Source organism: Mesorhizobium sp. M7A.F.Ca.MR.148.00.0.0, from assembly GCF_003997735.1.
Lineage (GTDB): Bacteria > Pseudomonadota > Alphaproteobacteria > Rhizobiales > Rhizobiaceae > Mesorhizobium.
In genome coordinates this window covers 79,936-104,169 of the sequence record NZ_RZTB01000006.1, presented here as the reverse complement: position 1 = coordinate 104,169, position 24,234 = coordinate 79,936, and the positions used below count along the sequence as shown (strand labels likewise).

19 protein-coding genes and 1 pseudogene are annotated in these 24,234 nt (G+C 62.0%); 17 read left to right on the top strand and 3 right to left on the bottom strand.

Features of this window, described 5'->3' with window-relative positions:
* Positions 1 to 291: 291 nt before the first annotated feature.
* The gene (tssH, locus tag EOB49_RS04100) at positions 292 to 3,072 is read right to left on the bottom strand and encodes a type VI secretion system ATPase TssH (RefSeq protein ID WP_127380221.1); all 2,781 of its coding nucleotides are present in this window, start codon (positions 3,070 to 3,072) and stop codon (positions 292 to 294) included.
* A 307-nt stretch (positions 3,073 to 3,379) separates the two neighbouring features.
* Between tssH and tssA the strand changes: the two genes are divergently transcribed.
* From tssA to EOB49_RS04015, 17 genes and pseudogenes are all read left to right on the top strand, one after another.
* The gene (gene tssA, locus EOB49_RS04095; RefSeq protein ID WP_127380220.1) at positions 3,380 to 4,552 is read left to right on the top strand and encodes a type VI secretion system protein TssA; all 1,173 of its coding nucleotides are present in this window, start codon (positions 3,380 to 3,382) and stop codon (positions 4,550 to 4,552) included.
* Between the two features lie 6 nt (positions 4,553 to 4,558).
* Complete coding sequence (tssB, locus tag EOB49_RS04090; protein WP_027035514.1) at positions 4,559 to 5,098, top strand: type VI secretion system contractile sheath small subunit; 540 nt, start codon at positions 4,559 to 4,561, stop codon at positions 5,096 to 5,098.
* A 3-nt stretch (positions 5,099 to 5,101) separates the two neighbouring features.
* Positions 5,102 to 6,607, top strand: coding sequence for a type VI secretion system contractile sheath large subunit (gene tssC, locus EOB49_RS04085; RefSeq protein ID WP_127380219.1), 1,506 nt, complete (start codon positions 5,102 to 5,104; stop codon positions 6,605 to 6,607).
* Positions 6,608 to 6,654: 47 nt separating this feature from the next.
* On the top strand, positions 6,655 to 7,116 hold the full coding sequence (tssD, locus tag EOB49_RS04080) for a type VI secretion system tube protein TssD (RefSeq protein WP_027035516.1): 462 nt from the start codon (positions 6,655 to 6,657) through the stop codon (positions 7,114 to 7,116).
* Entirely contained in the window at positions 7,103 to 7,858 is a 756-nt protein-coding gene (tssE, locus tag EOB49_RS04075) for a type VI secretion system baseplate subunit TssE (RefSeq protein ID WP_023809143.1), read from the top strand. The genes tssD and tssE overlap by 14 nt, the downstream gene beginning before the upstream one ends.
* A 1-nt stretch (position 7,859) precedes the next feature.
* Entirely contained in the window at positions 7,860 to 9,734 is a 1,875-nt protein-coding gene (tssF, locus tag EOB49_RS04070) for a type VI secretion system baseplate subunit TssF (protein ID WP_127380218.1), read from the top strand.
* Positions 9,698 to 10,765 carry a type VI secretion system baseplate subunit TssG gene (gene tssG / locus EOB49_RS04065; protein ID WP_127380217.1) on the top strand — a complete coding sequence of 356 codons (1,068 nt, stop codon included), beginning with the start codon at positions 9,698 to 9,700 and terminating at the stop codon, positions 10,763 to 10,765. Before tssF ends, tssG begins: the two co-directional genes overlap by 37 nt.
* Complete coding sequence (gene tagH / locus EOB49_RS04060; protein ID WP_127380216.1) at positions 10,762 to 12,234, top strand: type VI secretion system-associated FHA domain protein TagH; 1,473 nt, start codon at positions 10,762 to 10,764, stop codon at positions 12,232 to 12,234. The genes tssG and tagH overlap by 4 nt, the downstream gene beginning before the upstream one ends.
* 3 nt (positions 12,235 to 12,237) lie before the next feature.
* Positions 12,238 to 12,690 (top strand): type VI secretion system lipoprotein TssJ, encoded by a 453-nt coding sequence (gene tssJ, locus EOB49_RS04055; RefSeq protein WP_127318091.1) that lies wholly within the window; start codon positions 12,238 to 12,240, stop codon positions 12,688 to 12,690.
* Between the two features lie 39 nt (positions 12,691 to 12,729).
* Entirely contained in the window at positions 12,730 to 14,064 is a 1,335-nt protein-coding gene (tssK, locus tag EOB49_RS04050; protein WP_127380215.1) for a type VI secretion system baseplate subunit TssK, read from the top strand.
* A gap of 4 nt (positions 14,065 to 14,068) precedes the next feature.
* Entirely contained in the window at positions 14,069 to 15,391 is a 1,323-nt protein-coding gene (gene icmH / locus EOB49_RS04045; RefSeq protein WP_127318095.1) for a type IVB secretion system protein IcmH/DotU, read from the top strand.
* Position 15,392: 1 nt separating this feature from the next.
* Positions 15,393 to 18,939: pseudogene (tssM, locus tag EOB49_RS04040) on the top strand (type VI secretion system membrane subunit TssM).
* Complete coding sequence (gene tagF / locus EOB49_RS04035; RefSeq protein WP_127380214.1) at positions 18,921 to 19,463, top strand: type VI secretion system-associated protein TagF; 543 nt, start codon at positions 18,921 to 18,923, stop codon at positions 19,461 to 19,463. The pseudogene tssM and the gene tagF overlap by 19 nt, the downstream one beginning before the upstream one ends.
* Positions 19,463 to 20,566, top strand: coding sequence for a DUF2169 domain-containing protein (locus EOB49_RS04030; RefSeq protein WP_127380213.1), 1,104 nt, complete (start codon positions 19,463 to 19,465; stop codon positions 20,564 to 20,566). The genes tagF and EOB49_RS04030 overlap by 1 nt, the downstream gene beginning before the upstream one ends.
* Entirely contained in the window at positions 20,563 to 21,585 is a 1,023-nt protein-coding gene (locus tag EOB49_RS04025; RefSeq protein WP_127318103.1) for a 3-oxoacyl-ACP synthase, read from the top strand. Before EOB49_RS04030 ends, EOB49_RS04025 begins: the two co-directional genes overlap by 4 nt.
* Positions 21,585 to 22,532, top strand: a complete 948-nt coding sequence (locus EOB49_RS04020; protein ID WP_027035528.1) for a DUF4150 domain-containing protein — start codon at positions 21,585 to 21,587, stop codon at positions 22,530 to 22,532. Before EOB49_RS04025 ends, EOB49_RS04020 begins: the two co-directional genes overlap by 1 nt.
* Entirely contained in the window at positions 22,532 to 23,455 is a 924-nt protein-coding gene (locus EOB49_RS04015) for a hypothetical protein (protein ID WP_127318105.1), read from the top strand. The genes EOB49_RS04020 and EOB49_RS04015 overlap by 1 nt, the downstream gene beginning before the upstream one ends.
* Before the next feature lie 8 nt (positions 23,456 to 23,463).
* Here EOB49_RS04015 and EOB49_RS04010 read toward each other — a convergent pair whose 3' ends face one another.
* Positions 23,464 to 23,811 (bottom strand): hypothetical protein, encoded by a 348-nt coding sequence (locus EOB49_RS04010; protein ID WP_127318107.1) that lies wholly within the window; start codon positions 23,809 to 23,811, stop codon positions 23,464 to 23,466.
* A complete protein-coding gene (locus EOB49_RS04005; RefSeq protein ID WP_127318109.1) occupies positions 23,808 to 24,230 on the bottom strand; it encodes a DUF6484 domain-containing protein in 423 nt (140 codons plus the stop codon). Before EOB49_RS04005 ends, EOB49_RS04010 begins: the two co-directional genes overlap by 4 nt.
* Positions 24,231 to 24,234: the final 4 nt, after the last annotated feature.

Here is a 24,234-nt window from a genome sequence, read left to right as displayed (position 1 = left end):
GTAAAAACTTAAAAGTGAATTATGGTGGGCCCGGAGGACGTCTTAAAGTTGTTGATTTCATTATCTTTTTCGTGGGCCAAAATCAGAAAGCTTCCCGTATCGTTCCGCATGCTCCCGTGACGCCAAATAGTAAACTTTAGCTAACCTCGGCGAACGTTGGGTGCCATGCTCTAGAATGACCGAATAGGGCCGATAGCGTCATACGAATTCACCGCCACCGGCCGCTCCCAGGCTAGTCGGCTCAGCTTGCCTATGCACGAAGAAGCCGAAGCAAACCGTCATCAACTTTCCTTACTCGAAGGAATAGGTGAAGCCCTCCTTGGAGGCGCCGACGGTTACCCTTGTCATCCTTTCGCCCTCGAGCGAGCGGTTCAGCACGCCGCGGCTCAATTCCGGCAGCAGCGTGTTTGTCAGGATGGCATCGATCATCCGCCCGCCGGATTCGATCTCGGTGCAGCGGGCCTTGACCAGGTCCATGACGCCATCGCCGATCACCAATTCTGCGTCGTTGGTCGCACGCAGCCGGCGAGCGATCTTGGCAAACTGGTGACGGGTGATCGCTTCGATCATCGAATCCGAGAGCGGATAGTAAGGAATGGTCACCACCCGGCCAAGAAAGGCCGCAGGGAAGACCTTCAGCAACGGGCTGCGCAGCGCGGTGTCCAGATCGTCGAGCCCTGCCCGCAGCGTGCCATTCCTGGTCCGATCCATGATGACTTCGGAGCCGACATTCGAGGTGAGCAGGATCAGCGTGTTCTTGAAATCGATGCGCCGGCCCTCGCTGTCGTCCATCATCCCCTTGTCGAAGACCTGGAAGAAGATTTCGTGCACGTCAGGATGCGCCTTCTCGACCTCGTCGAGCAGGATCACCGAATAGGGTTTGCGGCGGACCGCCTCGGTCAGGATGCCGCCCTTGCCGTAGCCGACATATCCGGGCGGCGCCCCCTTCAAGGTAGAGACCGTGTGCGCCTCCTGGAACTCGGACATGTTGATCGAGATCAGGTTCTGCTCGCCGCCGTAGAGCGTCTCGGCCAAGGCCAATGCGGTTTCGGTCTTGCCAACGCCCGAGGGGCCGCAGAGCAGGAACACGCCCACCGGCTTCTCCGGCGCGCCGAGCCCGGCGCGGCTGGTCTGCACACGCTTGGCAATCATCTCCATGGCGTGATCCTGGCCGACCACGCGTTCGGACAGAGTGCTGGCCAGCCGCAGCGCTTTTTCGGTCTGGCTCGACAGCATCCGCCCCGTCGGGATGCCGGTCCAGTCCTGAACGACCGCCGCCACGGCGTTGCGGTCGACCGACGGCAGGATCAGCGGCGTCTCGCCTTGCGCCTCGGCCAGTTCGACCATCAGTTCGCGCAACCGGGTGAGATCGGCGGCCGGATCGGGTGGAGGGGCATTGGCAGCCGCCGGTGCCTCCACATTGATTTTGGCCGTTTTGGTCTTGGGCGTTTCGACCTTGGGCAGCGGAGTCTCAACCGAGTCCGTGCCTGCTGTTTCGCTATTGGTCTCCGGTGTCTCCACCGCATCGAGCGGCACACCTTCGCCGCGCAGCCTGGCGCGCAGTTCGAGTATTTCGGCAACGAGTGCCTTTTCCCCGTCCCAACGCTCCTGTGCGGCGGCGAGCATGACTTCGGTTTCGGCTAACCCGGTGTCGACCCGTGCCTGCCGGTCGCTCACCTCGATGCCGATCGCGGCCTCGCGACCGATTATGCCGCGCTCGACCTCCAGCGCCTGGCGTCGGCGCATGATGTCCTCGACCTCCGCCGGCGTGGCGTGCTGCGATATGGCGACACGGGCGCAAGCGGTGTCGAGAAGGCTCACCGCCTTGTCAGGCAGTTGCCGCGCCGGGATATAGCGATGCGAGAGACCAACCGCCGCCTCGATCGCCTCATCCAATATCTGCACCTTGTGGTGCTGTTCAAGAACGCCGGCGATACCGCGCAACATGAGAACGGCCACCGCCTCGGACGGCTCGTCGATCTTGACTACCTGGAAACGGCGGGTCAGCGCCGGATCCTTCTCGATGTGCTGCTTGTACTCGGCCCAGGTCGTTGCCGCGATCGTGCGCAGTTCGCCGCGCGCCAGCGCCGGCTTCAGCAGATTGGCCGCGTCGCCTGTTCCAGCCGCGCCGCCAGCGCCAATCAAGGTGTGAGCCTCATCGATGAACAGGATGACCGGCGTTTCGGAAGACTGCACCTCATCGATGACTGCCTTCAGCCGCTTTTCGAACTCCCCCTTTACGCTTGCACCCGCCTGCATCAATCCGACATCGAGCATGCGCACACTGACCCCTCGCAGTGTCGGCGGCACGTCGTCCGCAGCGATACGCAAGGCAAAGCCCTCGACGACCGCGGTCTTGCCGACCCCGGCCTCACCGGTCAGGATCGGGTTGTTTTGCCGGCGTCGCATCAGGATATCGACGATCTGCCTGATCTCTGGATCGCGGCCGACAACCGGATCTATCTTGCCGTCGCGGGCGCGCTGGGTCAGGTCGGTGGCGTATTTCGCCAGCGCCGAATCCCCACCCGGAGGCCGCCGCGGCGCCTCTGCGGTGGAGACCGTGGTCGAGGCGCCGGCTTCGAGCGAGCCCTCCACGACCTCGGCAAACCGTGCGATGACCGCGGCGGCGTCGATCTTGTCAAACTCGCCGCTGATCTTCGACAGCAGGCCTTCCAGGACCGGCGTCTTCAGGCAGGCAAGGAGAATGTGGGCGCTGCGGACTTCCTCGACGCTGAACTCCAGCGTGGCCAGGTTCCAGGCTTCCTGAATGGCATGGAAGATATGGTCCGAAAATTCCTCGATCGACGTTGCGCCGTAAGGCAGCTTGTCGACGGCGCGGGTCATATCGGCGGTGAGCCGGCTCGCATCAAGGCCCGCATCGGCGATTATCATTTGCACATCCGAACGGTCGGAAAGTACCAGTTGCTCGATGAAGTGGACGAGCTCGACGTAAGGATTGCCGCGCAGTTTGGCGGTGTCGGCCGCAGCCTTGAAGGCGCGCACACCGACAGGATTGAGCTTGCCGACCAGTTCCTTGCGTTTGAAGGTCTGCGATGACCGGCGCTGTTCCATCGAACGTGCTCCTGCAATCTGCCAGTCGATAACCTGCCACATAAGCCGTCACTTGACAAAGCGTGATGAACAGCGCCCCTTCCGCTTGTGGAGAGTGCCGCACCATCAGATGCAAACAACCACGCAATTGTCCGCCTCGGTGTAATTTCACATAAGGGTCAGCAATCTGGCCAAGGGTTCCAGCACCCAAGACGCGGCTTGGTCAGCTTTCGTTAATTTTTTGAGCAGTGCTTGAATTGTGGTAAAGTGCAACCGTGTGATACCGTAGGGTCACGTACGGTTTGAGGGCCGATCGCTGGGGGTTGGTGTGATTGATGTCGCACTCTGGCTTGCTCCGCTCGACGGTGAAAATCCGTCAGGGGAGGATTTGCGCAACGACCCGGCTTTTCATGAGCTGGAGCGCCTGACGGAACCCGAGATCAAGGTCGTCCACGACGGCCAGAACAAACCCGCCTCGCAAAGCACCATTCCGGTCGACTGGCCCGCGGTGCTCGCCAAGGCGGAGGAATTGCGTGCGCATGGCCGGGACCTGCGCCTGCTCGTCGTCGTCACGCGCGCGCTGGCCAATGAAGAAGGACTGGCCGGGCTCGCGCAGGGGCTGGCCCTTATTGCGCAGACCTTCGACCAGCATTGGGAGACAATGCATCCGGCACTGCGGCCCAACGCTTTGCCACGCGATGCCGCCTTGCGCCGTATCAACGCGCTGCTCGACCTCCAGAATGGTCAGGAGGGGTTGTTGGCGAACCTGCGGCAAATGACGTTCTTTGCGCCACGTGCGATCGGCCCGATCCAGGGCAAGGATCTGGAAAGGTGTGCGCTCGACGACCGTGTCATGCTCCAGGAAGCCGCCTCGGGATTGAACGCGGCAGAAAAGGCCGCACTGGTCAGTGCGCACGGACAATTGTTGAACCGGGTGCGTGCTGGATGTGCGGCACAGATGGATCAAGCCAACGCAGAAATGGTCTTGCTCGTCGCCAACGCCCGGGCAGCGATCGCAGCCCTTGATGCGGTCGAGACCGCTCTCAACGCCCGTCTCGAGGGCGGCGGCGCTCCTGTTCCGGAATTGAAGCGGTTTCTGCAGCGTCTGCTGACGACCCTCGAACGGAATTCGGCAGCCGGCGCCTTGGCGAATGGCGCGGCCGAGCCGCCCACGCCGGCAGAACCGGCAACGCCTGCTCGAACCGGTCACGGAGCCGATACTATGGCAGGGGCGGCAAGCTACGCGGACTCGAGCACGGGGCTTCCCGACCGGATTTCCTCGCGCGACGACGTGGTGAAATGCCTCGACCTCGTCGTCGCCTTTTATGACCGCACTGAACCGTCGAGCCCGATTCCGCACCTAGCGCGGCGCGTGCGCCGGATGGTGCACATGGATTTCGTTGAACTGATGGAAGATCTCGCGCCTTCGGGGCTGAAGGAATTCCGGCTCCTTGCCGGCGTTCCCGATGTCAAGAAGACGGCTCAGAAGGATGAAAGGTAACAGCACATGCCAGCCGAAAGCAAAGCGAAGGTCATCGAACGAAATCGCGCACCGCGGGTGCAGATCGCCTACGACGTGGAAACCTACGGTAGCCCGACGACGATCGAATTGCCGTTTGTCATGGGCGTGATGGCCGACCTTTCCGGTGCTTCGCAGACCAAGGAAGCGTCAAAGTCGGTGCTGGACCGTTCCTTTGTCGAGACCGACGCGAACCGCTTCCCCAAATTCATGGAGGCGCTCGGACCACGAGTGAAAGCCCGCGTGAAGAATACGCTGCCTCAGGCTGAGGGCGCCGAGCGGGACGAGGAACTGGCGCTCGATCTTACATTTTCCAGAATGGGCGATTTCGCCCCGGACAAGATTGCCGAGCAAGTTCCGCAACTGGCCGAGATCCTCAAGATGCGGCGCCAGCTCGAGGAGCTGCTTGGCTTCATGGATGGCCGCGTCGACGCCGAAAAACGCATCGCGCAACTTCTGAACAACGAACCACTTCTTGGCAAGATCGCCAGCCAGGCGCTGGCCGACGACGACAAGGTTGGGGAGTAAATCATGGCCGAACAGCAAAAGACCGCCGCCGTCGCCGCCGAGGCGGAAGCCATAGATCTTGGAGAATTCAGCGGGCTCCTCGAGAAGGATTTCAAGGTCAAGAAGGACGACAGCGAGAAACTGCAGCAACTCGTGCGCAATCTCGCACTCGCGGCGCAGTCCCGTTCCGATACCACCACCATCTCCTCCAATGCGATCAAGTCGATCAAGTCGCTGATTGCGGGCATCGACAAGATGCTGACGACACAGGTCAACGAGATCCTGCACGCGCCCGAAGTGCGTGAGATGGAAGGCACATGGCGCGGCCTCTGGTATCTCATCAACAACACCGAGACGGATCAGAAGCTGAAGATCCGGGTGATGAACATCTCCAAGGAGCAACTGGCCGACACGCTCGAAGACTACGAAGGCCAGATGTGGGATCAGAGCCCGATCTTCAAGAAAGTCTATACGGACGAGTATTCGATGCTTGGCGGCGAGCCGATCGGCTGTGTGATTGGCGCCTACGAATTCTCGAACCACCCGCGCGACGTCGGTTTGTTGCGTAACATCTCCGGCATCTGTGCTTCAGCACACACGCCGTTTATCGCAGCCGCCTCGCCGCGCCTGTTCCGCATGGACAGCTGGCAGGAATTGCCGAACCCGCAAGATCTCCAGCAGATCGTCTCCAACCCGGCCTATGCCTCGTGGCAGTCGCTGCGCGAGAGCGAGGACGCTCGCTATATCGGCCTGACCATGCCGCGTGTTCTGGCGCGGCTGCCATACGGCACGGATACCGTTCCGGTAAAGGGCTTCACCTTCGAGGAAGAGGTGCAGGGCGATCACAACAAATATGTCTGGATGAACGCCGCCTTCCCTATGGGCGTGAACATAAACCGCAGCCACAAGCTCTATGGCTGGGGCACGCAGATCCGCGGCGTCGAGAATGGCGGCACGGTGCTCAACCTGCCGGTGCACAGCTTCCCGACCGATGACGGGTCGATCGCGATGAAATGTCCGACCGAAGTCGCCATCGACGACCGGCGCGAAGCGGAACTGGGCAAGCTAGGCCTGATGCCGATCCTGCATCGAAAGAACACCGATCTCGCGGCCTTCATCGGCGCACACTCACTGCAGGACGACGAGACGCGGGCGGGGCGGCTGGTCGACCCCGACGCGCAGTCCAATGAGCGGCTGAGTGCCAACCTGCCCTATCTCTTCCCGGTCTCGCGCTTTGCGCATTACCTCAAGGCCATTGCGCGCGACAAGGTCGGCTCGTTCAAAGAGCGCTCCGACATGCAGATCTGGCTGACCGAATGGATCAACCGATATGTGCTGGCCAACCCGGCCTTCGCCGACGACAAGGCGCGCGCCAAGCGCCCGCTTGCCGCGGCCGAGGTTCAGGTGGACAGCGTTGAGGGGCGGCCGGGCTATTACAACGCCCGCTTCTATTTGCGTCCGCATTACCAGCTCGAGGGCATCAATGCCTCGCTCCGACTGGTCTCGGAACTACCGTCCGTGAAGACTTGAATTGCAGCAACACCATCTTGGTTTTTTGAAAGCGGTGGAGAAAGACAATGCCCACAGGTACGAAGATTGATGGCTTTCTAAAAGTTCCGGATATCAAAGGCCCAAGCGTTCGTGATGGCCACGAGGACGAAATCGAAATCCATGGGGTCGATTACAAGATAGTCGCGCCATACGATCCGAATTCGCTCTCGCGCCGCGGCCGTGTCTCCTTGGGAATGATCAAGTTCACCAAGCACTACGACAAGTCCTCGCCCTATCTGAAGAAGGCACTGTTCGAGAACAAGGCGCTGGACGAAGTGGTGTTCTCGGCTCGCCGGACCATCGATGGCGAGACGAATGATTACCTGGTCGTCACCCTCACCGACGCCTCGATCATGGAATACGACCTGTCGCAGGCGGAGGATGAGGAAGACCTGATCGAGGAAGAGGTCAGCTTCGCCTACAAGAAGATCAAGTTCGTCTATGACGGCAATGACGAAATCGAAATGGATGTCTATGTCGGCAAGTGAGGGCCGGCGGCCCGACGCGGACAAGCTGCAGGTTACCGCTGGCTCGCGAGCAAAACGCGAAGCGGTCCAGCCCTCTCTCTGGGACCGCCTCGTAAACGACCTGCCGGGCATGACCTCCGAGATAGACGGGCTGCGCCAGGCCTTGCAGGACGAACTCGGCGCGGACCGGCTGGAGGGTCTGGTTGCGGGCAGCGCGCGGCTCATCGATGCCGATGCGGAGCTGACGGCCGATCAGAAGCGGCGCCTGCACCGCCTGGCCTTTCAGATCCAGCATCGCGTGGAGATGGAAAGCCGCGGCGTGGTCGTGTCGGCCCGCGTGCTCCGGGAGGCCGTGCGGCGCGATATCGAGGCCCTGTTCAACACCGAGCGTTTCGAGGCTGTTCCGCTTCTTTCCGATCTCGAAAGCGAGCAGGCAGCGGACAACCCGCCGTCGCTCGCTGATTTCCCGGAGGTGCGCCGAAGCGTGATCAACTACGGCGTGCCCTCCTTTTCGGGCCGTTCCTCCCGCGATTTTGATCGCGAGGCGCTCGCCCGCGAGATCCGCTCGGTGCTTGCTACCTTCGAGCCACGCCTCAAGGAAAGTACGACGAAGGTCACGGTGACGCTTGGCGACAAGAGCGTGGGTTTGAAGATCGAGATTGACGCGGTGCTGATCATGACGCCGACGCCGGAACGCATGCGCCTGCGCACCACGATCAATCTCGACAACGGCTTGGCGCGGACCGAATTTAGGGAGGCCTGAGATGGATCGGGTCTTCGTAGAATATTACGAGGAGGAACTGACCCATATCCGTGCGCTGGCGGCGGAATTTGCCGACCTGCATCCGGCGGTGGCGCGCAATCTCTCGCTCGACACGGTGCCGTGTCCGGATCCGTATGTCGAGCGGTTGCTTGACGGCGTCGCTTTTCTCGCGGCGCGCACCCGGCTGAAAGTCGATGCCGAGCGCTCGCGGTTTTCACGCAGCGTGCTGGATGTCCTCTATCCCGATCTGGTGACGCCGGCGCCGGCAACGGCTATGGTGGTGCTGAAACCCGGCCAGCAGGTCCAGACGATGGTTGCCGGCCATGTCGTCAAGCGCAACACCCGGCTGGTCTCCGGCCTGCAGCCCGGCCTTTCGACGCGCTGCACCTTCACCACCGCCCAGGACGTCACGCTGTGGCCGATAGCGGTGACTTCGGTAAGCTATTTTCAAGATCGCAGCGCGCTGGCGGCGGCCGGCATAGGGCCGATCGGCGGTGTGGCCGGCGAGGCGGCGCTCCGCATCGTGCTGGCCCGAACCGGAAAAGGCAGGCTCGACGAATTGTCGCTCGACAAGCTTGATCTCTATTTTTCCGGGCGCACCAAGGCACCCTTGATTCTCGACGCGATTTTCGGCGCTTGTTCGGCCGTTGGCGCACGCGCGGAAGGCAAGACCAACCCCGTATCGCCCTTGCCGGAACCCGAAATGATCGGCATCAGCGACGACGAAGCCCTGATGCCTCGGACCCGTCCGACATTCGAGGGGTACCGTCTGCTGCGCGAATATTTCATGATGCCCGAGCGCTTTCACTATGCGCGGGTTTCCGGACTGCAGCCCGTCGTGCGCCGATGCGCCGCCGGGCTCGAGATCATCTTCATGTTCAGGCGTCCAGTGCCCGAGCTTGCCGACTTGACCCCGGCCGATTTCGAACTTTTCGCAACGCCGATCATCAATCTCTTCGAGCGTGAGTGCAACGTCATCGAGCTTGATCCGCGCAGGACGCGCCAGGTGCTGCATGCCGACCGAACGCGGGCGCGTGACTTCGAAATCTATCGGGTCATCCGCGTGGAGGACGCCGACACCGGGGGCAGCGATGCCGAAATTCCGGAGCTCTTCAGCCTGGGTCAGAATCGTGGCAGTGGCTGGGTCTACTCGACCGAGCGGCGTCCTCGTCGCGCGACGGAAGACGAGCGGCGCGACGGGCTGACCCGCACCTCCTACGCAGGGGACGATGTTTTCCTGGCAGTTTCACGCCCGGTGGAAAGCCAGGCGAACCGGTCGCTGAAGCGTGTCGACATCGTGGCGCTTTGCACCAACCGCGATCTGCCGATCCTCGATGACAATCCCACTTTGACGCTGGAGGCCGGCGACCCGGTCGAAATGGTGCGGCTTCTCGGCGCGTTGCGTCCGCCTCGCCCGGCCATCCCCGCGGCGCTGCCTTCGGGCGCGGCGGGCGAATCGCGCGCCGACAATCTCGCCTGGCGGCTGGTGGCGCAACTGGCGCTTAATTTTCTCAGCCTTGCCAAGGAAGGCCGCGGCGTCGATCCGCTGCATGCGCTGCTTGATCTTTACGCCGACCGGGGAGATCCGAGCCTTGCCCGCAACGTGCATTCGATCGTTCGCATCGACTCGCGGTCGGTCATCGAACGGCTGCAGATCGACGGCCCGATGTGCTTTGGACGTGGCACGGAAGTAACATTGCATGTCGACCAGTCGGTCCTGGCAGGGCAAAGCACATTGCTGCTTTCGGCCCTGCTGGCACGGCTGTTTGCCCGGCATGCCGGAATAAACGGCTTCGTGCGAACCCGTACGCGGCTGCTGCAGAAGCAGGAGGATGTGCCATGGCCGATGACGCCCGGCAATCGCTACCTGATCTAGACACAGTCGACCCGAACCATGCCGAGGCGCTGTCCGGGACGTTCGACTTCTTCGAACTGTTGCGCCGACTCGAACGGAGGGGCGGGCTGTTCGGCTATTCCGGCTCGCCAGAGCGCGAGCCTGCAAGGCTCGGACAGCATGTGCGTCTTAGCTTTTCGGCCAGGGACGTGGTTGAATTCCACGACGCGAAGGACAAGGCTCCGGCCAGGGTCACCGTCGCAAATCTCGGCCTGATGGGACCCGAAGGACCCCTGCCGCTGCATCTGACACGCTGGGTGCTCGATCGTCTGTCGCAGCGCTGGTTCACCGGCGCCGATGCCCAGCAAACCAGCGACACGACATTCGTGGACTTCGTCAACATTCTTCAGCACCGCATGATCGCCCTGTATTATCGGGCATGGGCGGATGCGCATCCGGCCGTACAGGTCGAACGCGCGGTCGGCGGGCGCGTTCGCGCCATGCTCGAAGCCATGGCGGGAATAGGACTTCCGGGCACCCAGAACACCGATCTCGATACGGTGAAGCTTCGCCAGGCGGCTTCGCTCGCCAGCCAGGTCGACGGCCCGGAACGGCTGACGCTGTTCCTGGCGGAAGCGTTCAAGGTGCCGGTTCAGATCAAGGAGTTCATCGCCGCCTGGATAACCATCCCAACCGGGCTCCAGACCCGTCTTGCAAAAGCCTATGCAGGGCTTGGCCGAGGAGCGACGATCGGCCCGCGCGTTTTCAACCGCCAAAGCCGAATCGAGCTCCGTGTCGGCCCGCTGGGGTACGAGGACTTCAAGGCGTTCCTGCCCGGTGGCCAGCGGTTCAAACTGTTCAAGCAAGCCGTTCGCGACATGGTCGGGGAATCGCTCGACGTCGATCTGCGCATCGTGCTTGCGCGGGAAGCCGTGCCGCCGCCCCGTCTCGGAGCGGTACAGCTCGGCCGAACTGCCTGGCTTGCGCGGCCTGTTGAAAGGGGCGATGCTGACGATCTGCGGCTGCGCACAATCGTCGGATGGCAGCCGGAAATGGCGGGGGTCGCGGCATGAGCCTGCTGCTGACGCTGGAGCAAGGGCCACGCACCCAGGCCGTACGGCACACCCGGCTGGACGAAGGCGAGCTGGTGATCGGCCGCAGCGCGGACGCAGGCTGGCAGATCGACGATCCCGACATGTTCGTTTCGCGAGCTCATTGCAGGATCTCGGGTGGGCGAGATGGATATTTCGTCACCGATACGTCAAGCAGCGGATTGTTCATAAACGATTCTGACAGCCCGCTCGGCGCCGGCAAGTCGACGCGTCTTCAAAGCGGTATGCGGCTAAGACTGGGCGACTACGTCGTCTATGTCGATCTGCAGACGCCAACCGCCCAAGCACCCACAGCCGGCCAGCCGGCTCCGGAACGCCTGCCGCCGGCATCCCGGGCGCCGGTGAGCATCGGCCACGACGACTTCTTTTCCGCCACGGTCGAAGAAGAGCCGCGACGGCCACGTCCGGCGGATTTGCCGGACCCGTTCGAACGGCCGGTTCCAGGCGCGTTCGAGCGTGCCACCTCCGGCCAGCGCAGTTCGCCTGGTTTCGATGACCCGTTCAGCCTCGATCCGGTTTCAACGCCTGTGTCGAAAAATGCCGCCTCTTACCGCGAACCGGGCGGCGCGGCGAACCAGGCGGACCCCTTCGGCCTCGACCCCGTGCCGTCTCCCAGCCGGGGAGCCGAACCCGCTCATGGAAAGCCGTCCAATTTCAAGGATGATTTTGGTTTCGGATCGGCCGCGGCGCCCGGTTCGGCAAACGGCACCGGCTCGGCCGGACAGCGCGAGCGCATCGCCCAACGACCACAATCCGCCAATCCCTGGGATTTGCCCGCGCAAGCGGCTGACGTCCCGCCTCCGGCGCGGGCAGGTGCTGCTGCCAAACCCGCCCGCCTGCCGGCAGCGCCGCAACTGGGGGACATGGCGCTCCGCTCCGCATTCCTGCATGGCATGGGTGTCGAGGAAGCCGATTTCCCCGAGCGCGACAGCATTGCGGAAATGGAGAAGTTTGGCCGCGAATATCGGTTGATGATGGAAGGCCTGATGCAGCTTCTGCGCAAACGGGCCGAGGAAAAGGGAAACGCTCGCGTCGCCCAGACCATGGTTGGGGCTTCCGAAGTCAATCCGCTCAAGTTTCTGCCGACGGTCGACGACGCCATCGTCACGCTTCTCGCCGAGCGCAGCCCCGGATTTCTCGCCGGCGAAGCGGCAATCGCCGACGCGGTTCGCGACCTCGCCCAACATCACGTGCGCGCCTGGCGCGGCGTACAGGGCGCCTTGCGGCGGATGATTGACCGTTTTGACCCGACAGCGATCGAGGAAGAGCTGAAATCGAATTCCGCGATCGGCACGCTGCTTTCGGGCGGGCGCAGCGCCAAGCTGTGGGAGCTTTACCAGAAACGCCACCGTGAAATCGCCGAGAGCGCGGAAAAAAGCTTTCTGGGCGAAATCGGCGCTGATTTTCGGGATGCATATGAGGAGGAGTGAGACATGATCGATCGACGCGAATTCATTGTCGCCCTGGGCGCAACCGGGCTGCTTACGGCTTGCCAGAGCGGGCCGCCGAAACCATCGGTGATCACCGTCAAACTGACCGGCGGGGCCGGTATGAACCCGGGACCGGGCGGCGGCGACCGGCCGGTGACGGTCCTCGTCATGCGGCTGCGCAGCACCGGCAAATTCAATTCCGCCGACTACTTTGCCTTGCAGGGGGATGCCGGTTCGGCACTCGCAGGCGACCTCATCGGATCCGACCAGATCGCCGTCGGGCCGGGAAAGACCGCGTCCAAGACCATCACGGTCGAGCCGGACGCGACGGCGCTGGGCTTTGTTGCACTGATCCGCGAGCCCGGCGGCCGAAACTGGCGCACAAGCAAATCAGTGTCGGCGGGATCACAATTTACGGTCAACGTCTCGCTTGGCAGCGGCGGCATTTCCGCTTAGCGGCCAGGGCAAGGGGAGCTCGATGCAGAGAGTAGCGGCATGAGCGATGCAAACAGAGTGTTGTGGTCCGAAGGTCTGTTTCTCCGGACCCAGCATTTCCAGCAGCAGGATCGCTTTATCGAGGCGACGGTGCGCGGCGCGTTGCAGGCCGGGCAGTTGCATACGTTCGGCTTTCAGCAACTGACGCTGGATCAGGCATTGCTGGAGGCCGGCCAGATCTCGATCCTGTCCGCACGGGGCATCTTTCCGGACGGGACACCTTTCTCCATTCCAGACATGATGGACGCGCCGCGACCACTGCTGGTCACCCCAGACACGGGCGCCGGGCCGGTGCTGGTCGCCTTGCCGCTGGAGCCTCCCGGCGGTGTCGGCTTCGATCCGGCACACGCGGCCGCCTCGGGAGCACGCTATCACGGGCGGGTCGTTTCGGTGCGTGACGCCGTCCAGGGCGGTTCAGATCCTGAAGAAATCGAGATCGCCCGTCCGCAGGCGCTGCTGCTTGCACCCGGCAAGTCGGTCGGTGGCTACACAGCCTTGCCGATAGCCGACCTCAAGGGGGTTCGAGCCGATGGTGGCGTCTCTCTGGACGAGACCTTCCTGCCGCCGACACTGATTACCGGCGCGGTGGCCTGGTATCGGCAATTGCTTCTGGAAGTTGTCACAGGCCTCGAGCAGATCGCCGAGGCGCATGGCAAGATGGTCATGGGCGGGCCTGGGCGCAGCGTCGAAGATCTGCTGATGCTCAATCTCGCCAATGCGGCGCGTCCGCGGCTCGCCCACATGCTGGCGCAGGATGTCTTCCATCCGGCCGAGCTTTACCTGGAACTTGCCGGGCTCGCTGGTTCGATGGCGACCTACGGATCGAGCGCGCGGCGCCTGGGCGAATTACCCGCTTACGATCACATGGCGCCAGGCCCCGCCTATTCGGCGCTGGCGGATGCGCTGCGCTCGCTCATCCTCAGCCTGCGTTACATCGAGCCTAAATCGCGTGCGCTGCCTGTCATGCGGCATTCGACCAATGTCTGGAAAATCCGCATCGACAACCCGAAGCTGCTGGTGGCCAGCCGGATCGTCATCCGGGTCGGTTCGGAGCTGTCGGAGGACGCGCTGCGCAAGATCTTCGTCAATCAGGCGACTGTCGGCTCGGCCGATCAGTTCGAGGGCCTGTGGAAATCGCGTTTGCCCGGCATTCCGCTGAAACCGCTCCATTCCCAGCCGCGCGAGATCCCTTACGATGGCGATCGGCTGTGCCTCGAACTGGACCAGAAAAGCGAGCATTGGGCGTCACTGCTCGATGCTCCCGGCTTCGTCATTGGCGTTTCGGGTGTGTTGCCGAGCGAGCCGCAGGTGGACTGCTATTCGGTGAACAGGTGAGATCATGAGCCGCGATGATCCTTTCGGACTGTCGGAGGATCGCGAACGCACCCGCATACGATTGACCGGAGCGCCGATGCCGCGACCGATGGCGCCGCTGTTGCCGGGGGCGGTGGTAAAGCGGTCTCGCACCCACCCGAACGCGCTTGTCAACGCATTCGCACCCTTGCTCGAGTTCGCTCCCGAGCTTGAAAGCGCGCTGCCGCCGGAGAATCCGGAAACGTTGCGCACCCGATTGCTCGAAGAACTGGTTCGGGCACGCGACATGGCAATGTCGACGGGATCCTCTATGGAGAGGGCCGATCAGGCAGCCTGGATCGTGGCGGCGTTGCTCGATGATCTGGCTCTGAACACGCCCTGGGGTGGGGCCAGCGCCTGGCCTCGGCAGCCGCTTGTGGTCATGCTGCGTGGCGATGTCGATGCCGGCACGCAGTTCTTCACGCGTCTCGACGAACTGGAGCGCCATCCCAACCGCGATCGCGAATTGCTGGAACTGCAGTATGATTGCATGGCGCTCGGTTTCCGCGGCAAATATCGCGTGCCTGGGCGATCAGGCGACCGTTCGCTCAATGCCGTTCGCGTGGCGGCGGCACGCTTCCTGCGCGATGCCGACGCTGAAGGCGCGCCACTGTCACCAAACTGGAAGGGCGTGATCGCATCCGACGAACCGCAGCGCTTCATCGTTCCGATCTGGGTTATGGCGCTCGGTGCGGCGGTTGTTGCCACTGCCATCCATATCGGACTCTCGATGGGACTGAGCAGCCAGGCGGTCGAGCTTTCCGCACTTGTGCGCACGTTGCCGCCGCCTGCACGCGGCGACATCAGCCGTACGTCGCCCAAGGTCGATGCCCCGCCGCCGGAGAAGGTGGATTTTGCGCTGTTGCCGGAATTTCAGGCCGGAGCGCCGGCCGACCTCAGATCCGCCCTCAGCGGCACCGAGAGCGTTTCGCTGGCCAAGCTGATCATCCAGGCCTCCAACCCCGAACTGTTCCAGTCGTCGCGGCCACAACTGACCGAAGGTTTCGAGCCCCTGATCGGTTCGATCGCCAAGGTGATCCTCGCTAATCAGGAGCTGATCGGAAACATCACGGTGATCGGCCATACGGACGGCGTTCCTCTGCAAAAGACCAATCCGCTGTCGACCAACCAGCGGCTGTCCGAGGCTCGCGCCCAGACGATTGCCGACATGCTGGTCCAGAACGGAGTGCCACGGGACCGCGTCCATTCCGAGGGCCGCGCGGCCACCGATCCAGTGGCCAGCGACAGCACGCGCCAGGGGCGAGCCTTGAACCGCCGCGCCGAGGTGCTTGTCGAAAAGAGGCTGTGAGATGTTCATCCTGCGCTTCCTCTGGGCGGTTCTGACATCGCGCTGGCTGTGGACGCTGATCGGCATCACGCTGCTTTCCCTGGTCATCTGGGTGTTTGGTCCGATCGTCAGGGTCGGTGCCTACGAACCGTTCGCCTCTGAAAATGTGCGCATCGTCATCATCGCGCTGCTGGTCATCTTCTGGCTGATCTGGCTGATCGTCGCCCAGCGCCGGGCGATCCGCGCCAACCGCATGTTCGTCGCCGAGATTGCCGCGCCCGCGGTGGAAAAGCCGCTGAGCCCCGGCGAAGAGAACGTCGCTGCCGTGGGTGCCAAGTTCGCCGAGGTGATGGCCGAACTGAAGCGCCGCAAGCTGGGCGGCCGCAAGTTTCTGCGCGACATGCCGTGGTATGTGATCGTCGGGCCGCCGGCCACCGGCAAGACCACGGCTCTGCGGCAGTCCGGACTGAATTTTCCGATCGACCTCACCGACGACCTGCAAGGGGTCGGCGGCACCCGCAACTGCGACTGGTTCTTTTCCGAAAACGCGGTTCTGATCGATACCGCCGGCCGCTATGTGCAGCAGGAGAGCCAGCCCGATGTGGACGCGGCGGAATGGCTGGGCTTCCTCGACCTTTTGAAGAAGCATCGCGGGCGCCGCGCGCTCAACGGCGTCATCGTGGCGCTTTCGATCGACGTGCTTTCGGAGGGCGACGAAGCCATCAAGGCGCACGGCCGCAAGATCCGCCGCCGGTTGGCCGAGCTCAACGACCGGCTCGAAATCCGCCTTCCGGTCTATCTGATGCTGACCAAGGCCGATCTGATCAAGGGTTTCGAAGCCTTCTTCGGCGGTCTGTCCACCGCCTCGCGCGAGCAGGTGTGGGGAACGACCTTCGCGCTGGATGCGCGCGTGGATGCCAAGACCATCGAACGCGAAATTTCGACGCTGGCGACGGAACTCGAGCGGCGGCTGGTGCCGCGCCTGGAGGATGAGGAAAAACTCGCCGCCCGAGCAGAGATCTTCCGGTTTCCTGCCCAACTCGCAAGCCTGTCCGAACCGATCCAGGTGCTGGTCGAGGCGATGTTCGGCGAAAGCCGGTATGAAGAGGCTGCATGGCTGCGCGGCCTCTATCTGACATCGGCGACTCAGGAAGGGGCGCCTATCGACCGACTGACCGCGGCGCTGTCGTCGTCTTTCGGTCTTCCGCCACGGCGGGTCCTGCCCGCACCAAGGGTCGAGAAACGCAGCTTCTTCCTGAAGAACCTGCTCACCGAAGTCATCTTCAAGGAAGCAGGCCTGGGTACGTTCGACCCGCTAGCGCAACGCCGCCGCGCCTGGATCTGGCGGGGCGCGGCGGCTGCCTGTGCCACAGCGGGCTTGCTGGCCAGTGCGGTGTTTGCCTGGTCCTACTACGACAACCGCAATGCGATCTCGGCCCAGGCAAGCCAGTTCGAAGCGCTGCAGACGCCGTTGACCTCGGCTGCCGCAAACCCGGCATCGGTGCAGCAGCCTGCCATCGACGGCGCGCTCGAGGCAATGGACGCGGTCTCAAATGCCCGGACAGCACCGCCTGCCGCTGTCCAGGATCTGCTAGGGCCATCGGCCTCGGCGGAACTGGTGCGGGCTCAGACCGACACCTACGATCACGCCTTGCGCAACGTGCTTGAGCCGCACATGGTGGCCCTTCTCGAGGCCACCATGTGGCGGCAGATCCGCGATCCGGATTTCATGCTCGGCGCTCTCAAGACCTATCGTATGATGACGGGTCTGTCGCAGATGGATCCCGACTACACCCAGAACTGGTGGGTCAACAGCCTTCCCGAATTCGCGGCCGCAGCACCATTTCCAACCGCCGATGCCGAAGAGCATCAGCTTGCGGCCATCCGCCGGATGACGGTCGACGAAAGCTATATCGAGCCCGACCAGGCGCTGGTTGCCGAAGCGCTGAAAACGGTATGCACGATTTCATTGCCGGCGCGTGCCTACAAGCAATTGCTGGCCGATCCGGTAGTGGCCGGGCTCAAAGAATGGATTCCGGCGAATTTCGCCGGTCCCAACGGCGCCAAGGTTTTTGCGCGTCGCTCCGACAAGACGCTTCGCGTCGGTATTTCGGGAGCATTCACCTATGCAGGCTTCCATGACGCCGTTCTCGACCGGATCGAGGATGTGGCAGCACAAGCGGCGCTGGATCGGGCGGTCTTCGCCGGGGGCTGCTCCGAGAACTCCGAAACGTCCGTGTCGGCGCTGTCCGAGGACATCCTGAAGCTCTACTACGACGACTATATCGCACAGTGGGACAGCTTCCTGCGCGATATGAGGCTGGCGCCGTTGAGCGACCTCAATGTCGCCAGTGAGAATCTGAAGGATCTTTCCAGCGCCGATTCAGCGCTGAAACGCTTGCTCACGGCGGTCGTTCAGGAGACCGAGCTTACCCGGTCCGATGAAGCGCCGGCCGACGACAAGGCGGCGGCCAAGGGCGGCTCGAAACTGCTCGGCAAACTCGGCAAGCTCGGCAAGATCGTCAAAACGGGGGCAAAGCTGCTTCCACGCGCGGGCTCAGCTGACGAGGTGGATCTTACCGGCAACCTGGTGGCCGAACACTTCAAGCCGCTCAAAGGTGCTATTGCCGAGGTCGACGGCCAGCCGCCAGCACTCGACGCCGCGGTGGTGGCTCTGACGGCGCTGTCCAACGTTTTGCAGACGGTCACGGCCAATCCCGATCCCCAGGATGCCATCAAGAAGCAAGGCGGCCTCGCCGAACTGACGGGGGCGGTCGCAAGGCAAGCGCAAATCCTGCCCGACCCGGTCGACGACTGGCTCGGCGGTGTCGCCGGCGACACCAGCGGGTTGACGCAAAAGGCGGTCACCTCGGAGCTCAACGCCATCTGGCGCGCCGACATCCTGCCCTTCTGCCAGGCGGCGCTCAACGACCGCTATCCGTTCAGTCCCGAAAGCGCGGTGGACGTCAATGTCCGCGACTTCGCCCGCCTGTTCGGACCGGCGGGCCTGATCGACGCGTTCACCAACGACCATTTGATCAGCTATGTCGAGCTATGTCGACACCGCCAGCCAGCCGTGGAAATGGCGTGCCGATTTCGGCCTCGACCCTTCGGCGCTGGCGGCTTTCGAGCAGGCCAGGCGGATACGCGACGATCTCTTTCCCGGCGGTACAGGACCGGTGATGAGCTTCACGCTGGAACCCAAGGACCTGTCTCCGAACGTCACGCGCGTAACGCTCAATCTCGATGGCCAGACCCTCGTCTACTTCAACAACGCGACGCGGCCGCAACCGATGACCTGGCCCGGCAAGGACGGCACCGGGGTGATCTCGCTCGCCTTCCAGCCCATCGATGGTTCGCCCGAAATCATGCTCAACGAGACCGGCAGCTGGGCGTGGCTGAGGATACTGCGCAGCGGCCGATTCACCGGCACTTCGCTGTCGGATGTCTACAGCCTGCGCCTGGGGACGAAAGGCATGTACGCCGATTTCGAGCTCAAGGCCGCCAGCGTCGAAAATCCCTACAACCTGCAAATGTTCAAGAAATTCTCATGTCCGCCGCAGATATGAAGCTGCCTGGCTTTTACGGCAAAATGCCCGCCACCGGAGATTTCGTGACACGGCGGCTGCCGGGCGACTTTGTTCGCGGCTGGGACCGTTGGCTGGCGCAGCATCTCGTCCCGCTGTTCGGCTCGGAATTTTGGCCGAGCACAACCGCGCTGCGCTTCCTGGCTGGCCCGGCTTGCTTCGGCGCATCGGCGGGCATCATTGTGCAGAGCGCCGACAGGGTCGGCAGGCAATTCCCTTTGAGCGTCGTCGCGCAGCTTGCTGAAGCTCCGGTTCGGCTGGCTGACGCCGAGGCGTGGTTTGCCGAGATCGAAGAAGCGGCCATCGCCGCCCAGCACGGCGAGCTGACGCCGGACGAACTGGATACAGTATTGAGCGGACTGCCGGTGCCTCCTGTCGAGGCCGACGACGAGGTCATCAGCGGTATGGTGATGTGGACCGCCCGTTCGGACATTTTCGACATCGATCCGCAATCGCCGCAAGCGACGCTGAAGCAGATTCTCGCCGCCAGCTGGGAGACCAACTGATGCGGATCTTGAACCAGATGGGGTATCCGCACCAATTCACCATGGGCATGGACAAGGCCGGCCATGAGTGGATTGTCGTGGTCGCCAAAGGCACGTTCGACTTCCCCGCCGAGCCGGGCGGACTGGTGCGAAAATCAGCGGAACAGGTGCCCCTGGTGATGGCCGACACACAGACCGGCGTGGCCGGCTACTCGGCCACGCTCTGGGAGACCGACTTCGCCTTCCGCAAACCACGCTGCGACGTGATCGCCAATGGCTGCGCCTATGCGCCGGGCGGGCGCCCGGCAGAGCGCGTGCCGGTCGGCATCAAGGTTGGTAATTGGTCAAAACTGTTCGAGGTTGTCGGCCACCGCGAATGGCGCTCGATCGGGCCGGTTTTTACCGCCACATCGCCGCAACCCTTCCTGAAACTGCCCATTTCCTACGACGTTGCCTGGGGCGGCGTCGACAGGTTGGACCCGGAGGACAAACTTCCCGCCAGCTACAAATACAACCCGGTCGGAACCGGCTGGTCCCGAACCAGGAACCAGCGCCTCGTACCCGGGCTGCGGCTACCGAACACGCAAGCTGTCGACGAAGACATCCGCTCTCCCTTCGGTGATTACAAACCGATGAGCTTTGGCCCGATGGGCCGCGGATGGCCGGGCCGGATCGAGTATGGCGGCACTTACGACGACAATTGGGCCAAGAACATCTTTCCGTTCCTGCCGCCGGATTTCGACGAGCGCTATTTCCAGATGGCGCCGCCTGACCAGCAGATCGACAATCCGCGAGGCGGCGAAGAGGTGGTGCTTGTGAACCTGGCTCCCGAAGGGCGAGTGAGCTTTCGCCTACCGTCGGCAGCATTGCCGATGACGTTGTTCAAAGGCAGGCAAAAGGCCTATGAGGCCGACATATTTCCAGACACCGTTCTGCTCGACCCAGAAAGACGCCGCTTCTCGCTCGTCTGGCGCCTCTCGCAGCGCATTCACAAGACCATCCTCGATTTCTCGGAGTGCTGGGTAGGTCCGCCAACGTCGGCCATGCTGAGAGCGAGGCTCAAGGGAAAACAATATGTTCGTGTTGGCCACATCACGCCCGCACGAGAGAATGAAGACGCATGAGTGCGCAACTCGACATCGTCTCGATAGGCATGGTTACGGCTGTCGGCCTCGACGCGCCGTCAGCTTGCGCGGCAATGCGTGCAAGACTCGACGGTTTCCAGCAAACGCGACTTCGGGGCTCCGCCGGCGAGTGGCTAACCGGTGCGCCAATCGCGTTACCGCGCAATTGGATTGGTGACAGGCGCATGGCGCATCTGGCGGCTGGTGCTATTTGCGAAGCGTTCGAAAGCGTGCCGGAAGCACGCGGCCAAACGGCACTGATCTTATGCCTTCCCGAGGAAGAGCGGCCCGGCCGGCCTGTCAGCGACAATTCCGCTTTGCTTAGGAGCGTTGCAGAAATTGTTGAGGTCGAACCGCATGCACGCTCCAGAATAATAGCGCACGGACGACCTGCAGGCGTTGTCGCATTGGAACATGCTCGCCGGTTGCTGGCATCAGGCGAGGTGCCCTTTGTGATGATTGCCGGCGTCGATAGTTATCTGAAAAGCCAGACAGTCACGCACTATATCTCCTGCAATCGTCTCCTTACGCCGCAAAATCCGAACGGGTTCATACCTGGGGAGGCGGCGGCGGCGATCATTTGCACCCAGGGTCGACAGGGCGGTCTTCGGCTATTTGGGCTTGGGCTCTCTCGCGAAAATGCATCGATCTACAACACTGAAGATTTGCCTTTGCGCGGTGACGGCATGACGGCTGCTTATCGCGCGGCATTCGAAGAAACCGGTATCGAAATGAACCGGCTCGGGTACCGGATCGCTGACCTCGTAGGAGAACAGTACTGGTTCAAGCAAAGCGCTCTTGCCAGCCTGCGCTTACTGCGAGGAAGGCATGAGTTTCAAGACATCTGGTCGCCAGGCGAGTCCCTCGGCAATGTCGGAGCTGCCGTGGTGCCACTCATGCTTGGCATGGCTTTCACCGCGGCACGCAAGGGCTACGCTGCCGGAAATCCGGTTTTGATCGAGGCATCGAACGATGCCGGCGCCTGCGGCGCAGCTATCGTGGCATCGAGGGCCGCGTAATGGGCGGGGTGTTCGCCAACGGCCTGGAAATTTCCGGCAAAGCCGTGAACGCCCAGACCATCGCCGCATTCCCGGATGTTTGCTTTACACCTCCGGAAAACCCCGCAACGCCGCCCGGCGTGCCCATCCCCTACCCTAGTTTCGGATTGGGCAGCGACACAGAGCAAGGGACCGGCACCGTCAAGATCGGCGGCAAGACCGTCAACATCAAGAACAAATCCGACCTGTCCAGAACGTCTGGGACGGAGGCTGGCTGTGCCGCAAAAAAAGGTGTCATCACATCGAAAAATACGGGAAAGGGGTATTTCAACTCATGGTCTAACGATGTGAAGTTTGATGGCGAGCCTGTCATACGTATGACAGATCTTGCCACAAACAACCATGCATCGCCGACTGGCAATACGGTTACATGGCCGCACACGGCCGCCATAACTGTCAGTGGGCAGGACTGTGCAACGATTTTAAATAACGTGGGTATATATGTGCATCAACACAAGGATTCCGATTGTGCGCACCCGACGGAATCCGAGCACTGCTTTGAAAATCAGATGTTCCAGAGGAGTCGCGGCGGCGATAACTATTCCGGCTGGGGAAATTACGACGTCAACACCGCGCCCTGCATTTGCATGGAGTCCTACAAGAAAACCAAGACCGGATACCGCAAATCCGGTTCTGGGTCGAAACGCGGCTCGCCGCACAACAAAAAGACAAAGAAAGTCCGCGATTTCCTGAAGAAGAAGCGCAGTCCGACCTTAGGCGATGCGATCAAGGAGGTGCAGCAGGCTGTCGGCGACCATCACGAGAAGCTGCAGAGCTGCACCAAAAAGGAGAAAGACGACGCGCTCGAATGCCTGAAGCTCGTGCTCATCGACTACCTCATCGATTGCGCCAGAGCCCCGAAACCGACCCCCGCCCAGATACTGGCAAAACCGATAAGGAAGAAGTGATGCGTGAGCCCGAAACGATCGCCGACTTTGACCCAGAGGAAATCGATGTCCAGGCCGTGGACGGATATCATCACGGCGGCAATCGCTTCAGCGCCAGTTTCGAACTGAGCGATCCCGATGACGAATTCAGCCGGTCCTATCTCCTGGAAATTGAGCTTGGGGCGACCATTCGTTTCAATGCACGGCTTCAGATCGAGGACGCGATCCGGTCCCATGTCAGTTTTGGGCCGCAAGACCATGTTGCGCTTGAGCTTGGAGGGATCATCCACGACCTTCCGCCTGGTTCGGCATCACGCACGGAACTGCGCGAAGGCGCACTGACGCGCCTGTGGGCCCCATCGCGCGACCGGATCTTTGCGATCGGAGATCTTGGCGTAAGCTATCTGCGTGAGCGGGGCCAATGGGGGCAGTTGGAGACCTTCGACGAAGCCGTGCTCAACGATATCCACGGTCGTGACGGAAGTCCGGTGTATTGCGCCGGCGACCGCGGGCTTCTGCTGAGACTCGACGGACGGCGCTGGAATCGTATCGATGTGGGCGTCGAGGAGAATTTCAATACCGTCCTGGCCGGACCTCAGGGTGAGGTCTATCTCGGCGGGGCGAACGGGGCAGCCTACGAATTGCGTGACAGCCAGCTGATTGCGTTGAAGGCCAACGAGGTCGACTATTACGATATCTGCGAGTTCCGCGGCAAACGCTACTGGTCGGACATGAGCTACGGCGTTTCGGTGCAGAAGGGACGCGAACTCGTGCCTCTGCTCGAAACGGAACAAGGTTTTACCATGAACGCGACCGAGGAATTTCTTGTTGTTGCAGGCTGGCACGAATTCTTTCTGTTCGACGGCACTGACTGGTCCGGTTTCGAAATGGGCTATGACGGCAATATCTTCCTTCGAACGGTCGACATCAACAACTACCGATAGGATGGGGGTCATCGGTTCTGTTTCAGGGTCACCGCCAGATATTCTCTAACTTTGGGAAGGTCCAGATCCACAATCTGGATCGGTTTTGGTGCGGCCAGCATCCGCAACACGAAGAGTTCACCCGCTTCCGAGAACTCCTCAAAGCGCTCCTGCGCAATTTTTCGACCTTGATCTCCGGCTACCCGCAAACCGTCCAGATGAGCCTCCAACCTTTCAATCAAGCGGGCAAGACGCACTTCGTCCATCTCCGGATTTTCCTCGGGGTGGAGCAGGTGATGGTCGTAGATCGTCCATAGAAACGCCGCCATTTCGGCATGCTGGCGGACGATCTCGCGCAAGATCGGCGCTGCCATCAGTTCAGGTTCACCGAGCCGCCACGGATACGGTTGGTGGCGCTTGCGTGGCTCGTAACGTATGTGCCGCGGATAATGATATGGCCGTCTTTTTCCATGATGATCGTGGCCTTACCACAGCGCAATTCTATTCGTTCTTCACCCACTATCCTTACCTGTTCGCCGTCGCGTTTGACTTGCGCCCGCGGCTTGCGGCTTGGCTCTACAATGCGCCCCACAATCAGTGGTCGACCAACATCTCCGTCTTCAAACAGGAGCGCGACCTCGGAGCCGATCATATCCGAACTCATTTCGGCCAGGCTTCGGGCTCTTACCGCGGTCTCCCTTGTATTGCCCGGGAATACGACGAGCGGTGCTTCGTCATCGAAGCCGAGAAAAACTCCGATTATCACCCCTTCGATCCGCTTCCGAGTCTTGGTCATCCAG